13 protein-coding genes are annotated in these 11,561 nt (G+C 35.4%); 8 read left to right on the top strand and 5 right to left on the bottom strand.

Going from position 1 to position 11,561, the window contains the following annotated elements:
* Positions 1-14: 14 nt before the first annotated feature.
* Positions 15-671 carry a LysM peptidoglycan-binding domain-containing protein gene (locus DAY19_RS04335; RefSeq protein ID WP_114705946.1) on the bottom strand — a complete coding sequence of 219 codons (657 nt, stop codon included), beginning with the start codon at positions 669-671 and terminating at the stop codon, positions 15-17.
* A 117-nt stretch (positions 672-788) separates the two neighbouring features.
* On the opposite strand from DAY19_RS04335, the gene DAY19_RS04340 reads away from it, so the two are divergent.
* The 6 genes from DAY19_RS04340 (at position 789) to DAY19_RS04360 (ending at position 5,374) form a co-directional block, all read left to right on the top strand.
* Positions 789-1,736 (top strand): hypothetical protein, encoded by a 948-nt coding sequence (locus DAY19_RS04340; RefSeq protein WP_114705947.1) that lies wholly within the window; start codon positions 789-791, stop codon positions 1,734-1,736.
* Positions 1,726-1,896: a hypothetical protein gene (locus tag DAY19_RS15210; protein WP_158536782.1), complete on the top strand. Its 171-nt coding sequence runs from the start codon at positions 1,726-1,728 to the stop codon at positions 1,894-1,896. Before DAY19_RS04340 ends, DAY19_RS15210 begins: the two co-directional genes overlap by 11 nt.
* Positions 1,896-2,363 carry a 2-amino-4-hydroxy-6-hydroxymethyldihydropteridine diphosphokinase gene (folK, locus tag DAY19_RS04345; protein ID WP_114705948.1) on the top strand — a complete coding sequence of 156 codons (468 nt, stop codon included), beginning with the start codon at positions 1,896-1,898 and terminating at the stop codon, positions 2,361-2,363. The genes DAY19_RS15210 and folK overlap by 1 nt, the downstream gene beginning before the upstream one ends.
* 110 nt (positions 2,364-2,473) lie before the next feature.
* Entirely contained in the window at positions 2,474-3,616 is a 1,143-nt protein-coding gene (locus DAY19_RS04350) for an acyl-CoA dehydrogenase family protein (protein ID WP_114706246.1), read from the top strand.
* Positions 3,617-3,618: 2 nt separating this feature from the next.
* Positions 3,619-4,407: an electron transfer flavoprotein subunit beta/FixA family protein gene (locus DAY19_RS04355; RefSeq protein WP_114705949.1), complete on the top strand. Its 789-nt coding sequence runs from the start codon at positions 3,619-3,621 to the stop codon at positions 4,405-4,407.
* Between the two features lie 13 nt (positions 4,408-4,420).
* On the top strand, positions 4,421-5,374 hold the full coding sequence (locus tag DAY19_RS04360; RefSeq protein ID WP_114705950.1) for an electron transfer flavoprotein subunit alpha/FixB family protein: 954 nt from the start codon (positions 4,421-4,423) through the stop codon (positions 5,372-5,374).
* A 187-nt stretch (positions 5,375-5,561) separates the two neighbouring features.
* On the opposite strand, the gene DAY19_RS04365 is transcribed toward DAY19_RS04360, so the two are convergent.
* The 4 genes from DAY19_RS04365 to DAY19_RS04380 all read right to left on the bottom strand — a co-directional run bounded on the left by DAY19_RS04365 (position 5,562) and on the right by DAY19_RS04380 (position 8,797).
* Entirely contained in the window at positions 5,562-6,710 is a 1,149-nt protein-coding gene (locus DAY19_RS04365; RefSeq protein WP_114705951.1) for a hypothetical protein, read from the bottom strand.
* Between the two features lie 201 nt (positions 6,711-6,911).
* Positions 6,912-7,103: a hypothetical protein gene (locus tag DAY19_RS04370; protein ID WP_114705952.1), complete on the bottom strand. Its 192-nt coding sequence runs from the start codon at positions 7,101-7,103 to the stop codon at positions 6,912-6,914.
* An 8-nt stretch (positions 7,104-7,111) separates the two neighbouring features.
* Positions 7,112-7,645 carry a hypothetical protein gene (locus DAY19_RS04375; RefSeq protein ID WP_114705953.1) on the bottom strand — a complete coding sequence of 178 codons (534 nt, stop codon included), beginning with the start codon at positions 7,643-7,645 and terminating at the stop codon, positions 7,112-7,114.
* A 3-nt stretch (positions 7,646-7,648) separates the two neighbouring features.
* Positions 7,649-8,797 carry an Mrp/NBP35 family ATP-binding protein gene (locus tag DAY19_RS04380; RefSeq protein WP_114705954.1) on the bottom strand — a complete coding sequence of 383 codons (1,149 nt, stop codon included), beginning with the start codon at positions 8,795-8,797 and terminating at the stop codon, positions 7,649-7,651.
* A gap of 149 nt (positions 8,798-8,946) precedes the next feature.
* On the opposite strand from DAY19_RS04380, the gene DAY19_RS04385 reads away from it, so the two are divergent.
* Positions 8,947-9,510, top strand: coding sequence for a hypothetical protein (locus tag DAY19_RS04385; RefSeq protein ID WP_114705955.1), 564 nt, complete (start codon positions 8,947-8,949; stop codon positions 9,508-9,510).
* The gene (locus DAY19_RS04390) at positions 9,494-11,545 is read left to right on the top strand and encodes a lytic transglycosylase domain-containing protein (RefSeq protein WP_114705956.1); all 2,052 of its coding nucleotides are present in this window, start codon (positions 9,494-9,496) and stop codon (positions 11,543-11,545) included. The genes DAY19_RS04385 and DAY19_RS04390 overlap by 17 nt, the downstream gene beginning before the upstream one ends.
* Positions 11,546-11,561: the final 16 nt, after the last annotated feature.

The raw sequence follows: 11,561 nt of genomic DNA on the forward strand, positions 1-11,561 counted from the left end.
TTATTATACACGATTTACATTGGGCTGGAAGCAACATCTCTTTCTTCTGGGATGTAATATAAAGTAAATCCAGCAAAAATTAAGTTTGGATCTTTAATCATTTCTCTGTTGTTATCCCAAATTGATCTCCATTTTGCTGGTGTACCGTACTTGTCTTTTGAAATTACACCTAGAGTCTCACCCTTACGAATAAGATGAGGAAGACCCACTGGATTCCAGTTAAATTGACCACTTTCATACTTAATGATGTCACCTGGTTGAAGTCCATCAGCAAGTGCTTCTTGATTCATTGCTTGAACATCACGCCACTTGCTATAGTCTCCATATAATTTAAAAGCGATCCACATAAGTGTTTCACCTTTTTGTACTTCATATGTATCAGTTTTAGAAACAACAACTTCTTTTTCGAGTTGAACGTTTTCCTGAAGCAATACTTCATCAACTGGTTCTTCGTTTGTTGCAACTGCTTCCATTGTAGGCTCTGCAGTTGGATCAGCGACTTCTTCTAGATCAGCAAATTCTTCATTTGCATCAACGACAAAGTCTGAATCATCAATTGAAATTTCTTCAGCAGCTTGAGTTTCTGCTACTTCTTCACCTTTCTTCTCGTTGTTTGAACAAGATGTGAAAGTTAATGTTGAAACTAGGAATAGTAAAAATATTTTTTTCATGGTCTAAAACCCCTTTTTTAGTAACAATCTATATAGTTACCCATCGGTTCCTTTTTAATTATAATTAAATATTAACCGCCTAGACTAATTTCTTCATGCAATGTACAATTTTTCCGTATGAATGTTTTTAAACTATTTACTATAGTATTCTTCTCAATCTTTTCATTTGCGCAATCACCTATCAGTGATTTCTCAAATAGTTCCAATTACGATTTGGCCAAAGAAAAGATTATAAGTGTATCTGGAACAAAACGAATTCTTCTCATTAGTAATGGTCAAGATAGTTTTGCCAAAGGTGATTACATTACTATTTTAGTCAACAAAGAACCTGTAGTACGAGGTATTGTTCCAAAACAAAAGAATAATGTAGCAGCAATTAAAATCACTAAGATTTATAATGAAGAGATTTATTCAAATATTTTCGTGAACCAAGATGTTGAAGTACTTCGAGGTGATGATTCTGCATATGGTAAAGCAAATACAGCAGAAGAAAGTGAATTTAGAATTACTGATAGCGAATCACTATATGATGATACTACTTTATTAGATGAGGACATTTATAGTGAAGAGGCACAAGAAGGCGGAATAATTAAAAATGATAATCTTGTCTCTGTTGGTATTGGGCTAGTAGATGGCTTTAATACCGCAGGTAAAGAAGATACAAATACTCAGTATAATGCATCTTGGGCTTTTCAATTAGATAAGAATATTTGGCTAGAAGGAAGTGTTGGGCGTCACTTAATCAGAGGCTTTCCAAATGAAGAGATCGACACTGCTGTAAACCAATATATATTCCGTGCAAAATATTCATTTGAAGGACCACTTTATACAGTATTTATGCCATATGCAGGATATAAATTTGCAACTGCAGATAGTCCTGGTGCAGGTGATGTATCAGCGGTTGGTGCTGATGCAGCCGCACGAGAAAAAGATTTAGTTGCAAGTGTTGAGAAGAGTGAGCCAGTTTTTGGAATTACGGCATTAAAAAGATTAGTCCCTGGTTGGTTCTTTAGAGCTGATATTGGTACCGATCTCATGGGAGTCAGTCTTGCTCTTGAATTCTAAACTTTTTTTAATATTAATTTTACTTAGTTCATGTGGAGTAAAAGCTCCACCTAAACCAAAGAACCAAAACTTCCCTTCATTTATTGAAGAGAATAAAAAAGTTCTTAGGCCATCAAAAACCACAAAACAAGAAACTAAAAAGAAAGAAGATAGTAATTAATGAGAATCATTCTTAGCCTTGGGACTAATCTTGGTGACCGAATCGAATCAATCAAAAGCGCATCTAAGTTATTAGAAGACGCATTTAACTGTGAAGCCAAAATGAGTCACTTTTATGAGTCACCTCCCTATGGACCGCAGGATCAACCTTCCTTTCTTAATATTGCCCTAGAAATAAACACTTGTTTAAATCTTTCCCCAACTTCAATCTTGAAAATATGTAAGGAGATCGAAGAGAGGTTAGGTCGAAAACACCGCTATCACTGGGGTCCTCGTGAAATTGATATTGACATAATTTTTATCGACTTCTTAGAAGTAAAAGAAGAAAAGCTCACCATACCGCACAAAGACTTTCGAAACCGAAGCTTTGTTTTAGAACCATTAAAAGACTTACCTTCATTTTCTGAGTATAAAGAGCATTACAAAATTAAAACATTGAAGAACAAGAATACAAAATTGATCCTATAAACTTTTCTCGTTGCGACACCTGGTGCCAAGTCCTTATTACCTATTTACTAAATACTGAAAAGGTATCTATAATAAGGTACTTAAAACTTTGAACAATTGGTTCCAATATGATCAACTTTGAATTAACTTCCGAGCAGAAAGAAATTCGTGAACTTGCAATGAAATTTGCAAGGAATGAGATGATGCCAAAAGCTGGCGAATTTGATGAGAAGGCCCAAATGCCAATGGATATCTTAAAACAGGCATGGGAGCTTGGTCTCGTTAATACTTGCATACCTGCAGAATATGGTGGTGCCGGATTTACGACAATTGATTCAATGATTATCACAGAGGCCCTAGCTTACGGTTGTCTCGGAATGAATACTTCGATTATGGCCAATGACTTAGCACTTCTTCCTATTGTTATTGGTGGAAGTGATGAGCAAAAGAAAAAGTTTTTAACTCCGTTTACAGAAGATTATAAGATTGCAGCTTTTTGCTTAACTGAACCTGGTTATGGTTCTGATGCGGCTGGTATAAAGACAACAATAAAAGAAGATGGTGATCACTACCTATTAAACGGTAACAAGATGTGGATAACAAACGCAGGTTATGCAGACCTCTTCGTTGTTTATGCCACGATTGATCCTGCAAAAAAACACAAGGGAATTACGGCCCTTGTTATCGATGCCAAAGCAGAAGGAATCGAGCTTGGTGAAAAAGAAAATAAAATGGGCCATCGTTGCTCAGACACTAGAGCCGTTACATTTTCAAATGTGAAAGTTCCAAAAGAAAATATTTTAGGTGGTGTTGGTGAAGGTTGGAAAATTGCCATGGCCACACTAAATCATTCACGTCCAATGGTAGCAAGCTCTGCAGTAGGTGGTGCACAGTGCGCAATGGATCATGCAGTAAAATATTCAAGTGAAAGAAATCAATTTGGAGTGCCCCTATCGAGGCACCAAGCTATACAGATGATAATTGCCGATATGGGAATCGAAATCGAAGCAGCGCGACTACTCGTTCAGAAAGCCGCGTGGCATATTGATAACGGAACACCTAATCCAGAACTTTCATCATATTCAAAAGCCAAAGCAGCTGATATGTTCATGAAAGTTGCAACTGACGCTGTCCAAGTATATGGTGGATATGGTTACAGTAAAGAATACCCAGTAGAAAAGTTGATGAGAGATGCCAAGCTCATTCAAATATATGAAGGCACTTCACAAATACAAAGATTAGTAATTGCTAAGGAAATTTTTACAAGGAGCTAAAATTGAACATTTTTGTATGTATTAAACAAGTTCCAGACACGGAAACTAAAGTTACTCCAAACGGAGACGGATCTTATATCGAAACTAATTCGATTAAGTGGATCATGAACCCATACGATGAGTTTGCTGTTGAGCAAGCACTTCTAACAAAAGCAGCAAACAGTGGCTCGACTGTAACTGTTGTAAGAGTTGGTGGTGTTAAAGATACAGAAGCATTAAGAACTGCCCTAGCAATGGGTGCAGATGATGCAATTCTTGTTGAGGCCGATGACAATCTAGATTCTTATATGACTGCAAAAGCACTTAAGGGTGCTATTGAGAAGTCAGGTAAGACTCCAGATGTAATCTTCACAGGAAAACAAGCTATTGATGATGACTGTCTACAAGTTCCTCAACTACTAGCGCAAATGCTAGGCCTACCTTCAGTAACTGTTGTTGATGGTTGCGAAGAAGAAGGTGGTAAATTCACTCTTAAAAGAGAAGTAGAAGGTGGAGCACTTGAAGTTTACGAAGTAAACTCACCTGCTGTTATCGCTGCTAACAAAGGTCTAAACAGTCCTCGTTACGCATCTCTTCCAGGTATTATGAAAGCAAAGAGAAAGCCTCTTGCTCAACACTCACTATCAGATGTAGGTGTATCTGCTGATGATCGTCGTGTTAAGTACTCAGGATTCCAACTTCCACCAGAGAAGCCAGCTGGTAAGAAATTTGATGCGATGGACGAAGGTCAACAAGCATCTGTTGTTGCTGAAGTTGTTAAGCTTTTAAGAGAAGAAGCGAAAGTTATCTAAGGAGATTATTGAAATGGCAAAGATATTAGTATTTTCTGAAACAAGTGGTGAATCAGTTAAATCTGTTACATTTGAAATTCTAGGTAAACTTACAGGACACGAAGTTGACGTAGCAATCGTTGGCGAAATGGGTCCAAACGCTACAGCTGACCTAGCAAAGTATGGTGCTGCTAATGTACATAACCTAAAAGGTGACAACTTAGATAAGTATTCTCCTGAAGGTTATGCAAACGCACTTAAAGAATTTATTGGTTCAAATTACGACTACGTATTTGCAGGTGCAACTTCACTTGCAAAAGACCTTATGCCAAGACTAGCGGGAATGTTTGATGCAGGTATGGCATCTGAAGTTACAAACTTTGTAATGGAAGGTGATAACTTCGCAGGAACAAGACCACTATTTGCAGGTAAGGTTCTAGCTAAAGTTGAACTTGATGGACCAAAGCCAGGCTTCGTAACAGTAAGACCTAACGCACTTGGTATGCCAGATGCACCAACTGCTGGTGCAGGTACAGCAAATGAAGTTGCAGCAAACGCTGGTGACATCAAAGCTGTTATTAAAGAGATCGTTAAAGGAGCTTCAGAGAAGCTTGACCTTACAGAAGCAAATATTATCGTTTCTGGTGGACGTGCAATGAAGTCTGCTGAAAACTTTAAAATACTAGAAGAGCTTGCTGAAGTTCTTGGTGCAACTGTTGGTGCTTCACGTGCTGCTGTTGACTCAGGATACGCACCTCACGCAATGCAGGTTGGACAAACAGGTAAGACTGTTGCTCCATCACTATATATTGCTTGTGGTATCTCAGGAGCTATTCAGCACTTAGCAGGGATGAGAACATCTAAGGTTATTGTTGCTATCAACACTGATCCAGATGCACCAATCTTTACTAAAGCTGACTACGGTATTGTTGGAGATCTATTCGACATCGTTCCTCTTCTAAAAGAAGAACTTAAAAAAGTATTGTAAGCATCTGCAGCATAGTTTGCCCCAAGGCAAACTATTGGCTGTAGTGCTAGCTCCCCTCGCAAGGAGCACACTTTGATCGAGAGCGAGGGTTCAACCCCGAGCGGTTCGTATCAGGAGCATTTAATAATATAAAAAAAGGCCCTCAATTATGAGGGCCTTTGTTTTTCTTCTCTCTAGTTATCTTGGATTAAAATCCGTATCCTTGTCTTTCAAATTCTTGGTTATCTTCACCTTCATAGTATTCTTCTTCGTCATATCTTTCATCTTGATACTCTTCTTCGTATCTTTCTTCTTCGATTTCTTCAGCTTTTGGTGCTTGATAAGCAGCTGATACAACGTTTTGTTGAATAATATTAATGTCTTGTTCAACATTACCTTCTTGAGTTAGTTCCTTTTGAAATCTAGACTCTTCTTTAGCTCTTTCCATTTTTTCGAACTCAATATTAATTTTTTCTAACTCATCATAAGTTACATAATTAATAAGTGCTCCTTGATATGGACCTGTTGCAAATCTTAAACGGTAACCATTTTCACCATTTTTAGAAAAGATACCACTTGATTTTTGACCTTGTAGTTCAACTTCAAAAGAGTTTCCATCCTTTAGTTTTAAGTCACCTACAACTTCATTAATCTCTTGTCCGTTCGCATATACCGTAAAGAAAAGTCCCTCTACTCCATTTGGTCCAACTGTTACGCTTCCATCAATATCATGTCCACGGAACATTTTATTATTCATACTTGGTAAGATCGCTCTTTCAATAACGAATTCTCTTCTATCTTGTGTTGTTGCAACTACTTCTTCTTCAACAAGAGCTTCATCAACAATTTCTTGTGATGTTTGCTCAACAACAACTTTTTCTACAATCTTTCTTGCTTCAATTAATTCAAATCCATCTTCAAATGCTCTAAAGATAGAGATATTCTTTTTATTTTCATGAAGAAAAGAAACGTCAAAAGTGTAGTCATCGTTTTCATTTAATCTTACAAGACCTGTTCCGATTAACTCCATATCAACAATTCTTTTGTTATTGCTTTTAACTTCATTATAAATTTCTAATCCTTCGTGATCTTCTATTCTAACGACTTCCCACTTTCCATTGATAACTTGTGAGTACTCAGCAACTGGAAGGTATTGAACAGCTACAGAATCACGATCAGAAGAAGCAACGATACGATCAGAATTCTCATCAACTCTCTTTTCAAAAGAAATTTCCTTCTTTTCCATAAAAGAGTTACTAGTCACTGACATTCCTTGGTAGATTCCACCAAATACAAGAAATGATCCTGATAGTACTGATGTGATGATAAATTTTTTGTAAATAGCTGATGCTTTCATACAATGCTCCTAATACCTTATGTGTATATAGAAGCAACTAACGTGCCAAAGTGAACAAATACACTAAGACCGTAAGTAGCTGTAATTACTTGCACTGTATACTAAGAATGGGGGTCTGATTAAAGATTAGACTGTTAAATTTTTAACACTGTAGAAAAAGTAAACACACGTTCGTGTGTTTACTCTATATATGAAAACTATTTAGTCGACTTGAAAAACTTTCTTTTCATAGTCACTATGAGAGGCTCTAAACCTCTTAAGTGCAACAACAATCAACTCATCAAGAGCAATTCCTGTGTTTTCGGCCATATGCTGGAAAGATTCCACAACATCGGCCTCGATATTAACTTTTAATTCTTTTAACTCACCTTGATTATGAACTTGATCCTTCATAAATACTCCTATTTAACGACTTTGAGCGCACCTAGTCTTCTTAAACTTACCAGGGCCTGAGTTACTTCAAAGTCAAATAATTCGCAATTTGTATAAATATCGTTAACTTTGCTGTATTCAGCTATAGTTTTTAATAGTAAAAATTCGTTTGCACCAGTCTTTTTTCCAACTTTTATGAACGCAGGATTGATTAAAATGTGAATATCTGCTGGTGGCCTTAAAGATAAGGACTGACGATGTTCTTGATATGCTTTTTCAGCATTTTTTTTAAACTCACTAAATTTTAATTTGAATTCAAAGTCACTATCAGAGACCACTTCTGGTTCAGCGACTAAGGTGAAATTTTCAATTCCATCCATATCGAAGATAACAAGAGAATATAGAGCTTTTATTCCTGTTTTCTGAGAAAACTGAGCTGCGACAATTTCACCTTCATTGATATATACAACACCGAGAAACTGGCGATCAGCTTGTTTTAAAATATTGATTCGACCAGTAAAATTAAAAGAGCACTGCTCTTCTATTTTCTGTATGATGGACATTCATTACCTTTTGAAAATTTTAGAGAAAAAACCTTTTTCCTCGTCACCACCATTTTCTAACTCAATGATCTTTTTTGCAATACCGGAATAAGCATTCCATACCGGCCTATTTTCGTATGAATTATTGGCCATATAAGGATTTCCACTATCACATGATTCCCTAAGAGCGATCTCTATTGGAACCTCACCTAAGAATGGATAACCAAGCTCTTTTGCGATAGCTTCTCCACCTTTTTCACCAAAAATATAATACTTTTTCTCTGGCATATCATCAGGAGCAAAGTAACTCATATTCTCAACAAGCCCTAAAACAGGAACATTAACTTGTTCAAACATGTTAAAACCTTTACGAGAATCTAAAAGAGCGACATCCTGAGGTGTTGAAACACCAACGATTCCATCAAGCTTAAGTGTTTGAGCTATCGATAATTGAACATCTCCAGTTCCTGGAGGTAAGTCTAGAACAAGATAATCTAGCTCGCCCCAATCAACATCAAAAAGAAATTGATTTAGAACTCCACCTAGCATTGGACCACGCCAAATAACAGCATCCTTTTCTTCAATAAATAAACCAAAGCTAATAAACTTTAAACCGTGTGCCTCGATAGGGGCAATTTTCTTATCATCAGTAGCTAATGGTTTTGCATTTCTTTCACCAAGTAGCATTGGGACAGAAGGTCCATAGATATCAGCATCAAGTAAGCCTACTTTTTTTCCTGCATTCTTAAGAGCAAGGGCCAAGTTCACCGATACTGTAGACTTTCCAACACCACCCTTACCAGATGATACTGCGATTATTCTATTTACACCTGGAATATCTCTTTTTTGAGGAGCAGCTTTACCGTGACCAACTTGCAGTTGTGCGTTTTGCTGCTGTGGTTTTTTCTCAGCCTGTGATTTAGGTGCTTCTTGAGTTGATACTGTTTTAATGAAAAGGTCATCTTCATTTACTAGATCAGCAAGGCTATTAACAATTGCATCTTCAATATCACGTTTTTGAGGTGCAGTAATCTCATCTCGATTATAGACAAGAGTCACTTTATTTCCATCTACATGAATATCTTTGAATCGATTTTCATCCAGTAGAGACTTCTGTGTATTAGGGTTTTTAACCTCAATTAATTTCGTTTTAATTGCTTCAATATTTATCATAGTAACTCGCTCGGTTTCTTTCTATTTTCATTGTGGATTCTATTAAATATTGAGGACTTATTCAATCAGTAAAGCAAATTTTTGCCCTACAACAAAATCTATAAGATGTTATAATTACAATAGAAACTAATTTTAGATTTGGAGAATTTGTGTCTAAACCATATAAGAGATCAATCATCATTGTAGACTCTAAATTTCAATTGAAATTTAGTATCTTGATATGCATTGTCATTTTAGTTCTAAGTGCATTTTATCCCTTAGTTATTTATCAAGTACTTTCTAATATTTCAGAGAAGTTCCCACAATCCGCTGAACATATAAATACTATGAAAAGCGATTTATTGAATTTCCTAATACTTTGCCAAGCGTTTTTTGGAATCCTTGTATTTATCGTGACTCTATTTTTCACGCACAAGGTAGCTGGCCCTTTATACAAACTAAAAAAATACCTTGCAGGCTTAAGACATACTGGCTTCGAAAGAAGTTTAACATTTAGAGACGGTGACTACTTTACTGATGTAGCAGATGAAGTAAATCTGACAGTCGAGTATTTCCAAACAAGATTTAAAGAAGACACCGTCTACATTGATGAGATTTGTAACTACTTAAAGAACTTACAACAAGTTGTTCCAGAGGATAAGAAAGTTATCCTAAATGAAGTAGTGACCAAACTCAAAGATATGGAAGGTCGTTTTAATGAATTTATCGGGTAAGAGATTATCTACATTTTTAATCGTTGTAAGTATGAGTTACTTCACAACGGCTCAAGCAAAGCAGTCAACAAAAGATCGTGAGATCAAAGCGGCTCGTCATATTGCACAAATTGAGCGCAATTTAAGAAGAAAGAAGCTTTCTAATTATTCAATTAATAATGCAAAGAAAGCAATAAAGACTGGTGGGATCTTCAAATCATATGTTGGCCATCTCGATTTTCTATCTAGCCTAAAAGAAGACCTCAGAAAGAATAAATACTTCAAGTGTAATATTAAAAGTAAAGGTATCAACAGAGTAGAAGATCAATTTGTTAGCAACATCAGAGACTACTGCTACCACACTGTTAATTATCTTATTGATGATAAATTCTATCCGCAAATCGTAAAAGATGAGAGTAACTTTAATAAGGCAATAAAGCATTTAGCTACCACAAGAAACTCTCTTTTCACTCATAAGTTAAACAATATTGATAAGAATTCGAAAGTTTATAAGTATATAAAAAAGCAACTCATTGAGACTACTCTAATCGAAGGCTTAAAGATTGACTCTAATCTTTATTCACATATCGATTTCGATAAGGACATCACATACCTTTTCCAAAGTAACCTTCATCGTATCAAAAAGAATAAGCTCACTATTACTAATGAGTTTATCAAACAATACAATAAGCTTAAAAGAGTTATTAAAAATAATAAAAATATTCAAACAGACTTAGAAAAGTTTTTAAGATTTGAAGAAAGCAATAATGAATATATTTATAAGAAGTCAGCTTGGAAACGAGTACGCTATATTGGTAAACTTCTACTAAATAATGGTGATATAAAGAATGCAAATCGATTCTTTGCACGCTCATATGAAATAAGTTACGACAGTGAAACAAAGAATGAATCCTTATTTCTTCTACTTTGGAATTCGATCAAACAAGAAAATTATAAAGAGAGTATTGTCACTGTCCAAAATTATAATCTAATTGATGAATTCTCAAACTTGTATACAAAAACAAAGTTTTGGATTGCATATAGTTACATGAAAGATGGAAACGAATCACTCTCTAAACATCTTTTCAAGTTAATGATTAAAGGTAATCCATTGAGTTTCTATTCAATTGTTGCTCAAGAATACCTACCAGAGTTTGATAAGAAATATGTTAAATCACTCTACTTTCATAAGAACACTATTAAGCTTCCAGAACTTACTCTAAGTGACTTTACCGAACTAAGACAACGCAATATTAAAGAATCTCGAATTTGGAATGAGCTAAAGTACTACGGTAAAGTTGATAAGCTCATTTATGAATTCATTAGGCTTGATCCTAAGAAAGACATCGCTAATCAAGCTAAAATTGATACGTTGACCACTGAAGATCAAAGAGTTGCAATCTTTAATTATTTTCTTCATTACTTTAAAAATAAGAAGGACTTCTTATCAAGTTTTAAACTGGTTTCTCGAACTATTGATTTAAACTTAATTAGGCCTTCTAAAATAGATATCACAACACTATTTCCGGTGCTACATCTCGATAAGATAAAAGATGTGAATACTGATATTGATCCACTATTAGTACTTTCAATTATTAGACAAGAAAGTGCATTTAATCCTGAAGCTAAATCTGCCGTAGGTGCACTTGGCTTGATGCAACTGATGCCTGCAACAGCAAGACAGATGACAACATTTAGAAAACAAGAAGAGCTTTTCAAGCCACATAAGAATATTGATGCTGGTGTTCGCTACTTCAAAGGTCTTTTAAATAAGTTTGATGGGAATATTATCTATGCATTATCTTCATACAATGCGGGTCCAACCAAAGTAAAACGCTGGTCAAAAGAACTAATGGATTTAGATGATCCAATCTTTCAAATTGAACAAATTCCATATAAAGAAACAAGACTTTATGTAAAACTCATTTATAGAAATTATTTCTTTTATAATTTAATGAAAGATAAATATATTCTTGAAGAGAGTATCGCGTCGACCTTTAATACCAATCGACCTAAAGAAGCAAAACGAAAAATTTCATCTCAAGTTGAACTATAAAAAAGGGCCTACAAAA

It is taken from the genome of Halobacteriovorax vibrionivorans, assembly GCF_003346865.1.
In the GTDB taxonomy this organism is placed as follows: domain Bacteria; phylum Bdellovibrionota; class Bacteriovoracia; order Bacteriovoracales; family Bacteriovoracaceae; genus Halobacteriovorax_A; species Halobacteriovorax_A vibrionivorans.

Bases quoted from the DNA above. Each gene is read 5' to 3' on its own strand.
- DAY19_RS04380 (WP_114705954.1), bottom strand. From the start codon at position 8,797: ATGATAAATATTGAAGCAATTAAAACGAAATTAATTGAGGTTAAAAAC.
- DAY19_RS04360 (WP_114705950.1), top strand. From the start codon at position 4,421: ATGGCAAAGATATTAGTATTTTCTGAAACAAGTGGTGAATCAGTTAAA.
- DAY19_RS04370 (WP_114705952.1), bottom strand. From the start codon at position 7,103: ATGAAGGATCAAGTTCATAATCAAGGTGAGTTAAAAGAATTAAAAGTT.
- folK (WP_114705948.1), top strand. From the start codon at position 1,896: ATGAGAATCATTCTTAGCCTTGGGACTAATCTTGGTGACCGAATCGAA.
- DAY19_RS04375 (WP_114705953.1), bottom strand. From the start codon at position 7,645: ATGTCCATCATACAGAAAATAGAAGAGCAGTGCTCTTTTAATTTTACT.
- DAY19_RS04365 (WP_114705951.1), bottom strand. From the start codon at position 6,710: ATGAAAGCATCAGCTATTTACAAAAAATTTATCATCACATCAGTACTA.
- DAY19_RS04340 (WP_114705947.1), top strand. From the start codon at position 789: ATGAATGTTTTTAAACTATTTACTATAGTATTCTTCTCAATCTTTTCA.
- DAY19_RS04335 (WP_114705946.1), bottom strand. From the start codon at position 671: ATGAAAAAAATATTTTTACTATTCCTAGTTTCAACATTAACTTTCACA.
- DAY19_RS04390 (WP_114705956.1), top strand. From the start codon at position 9,494: ATGAATTTATCGGGTAAGAGATTATCTACATTTTTAATCGTTGTAAGT.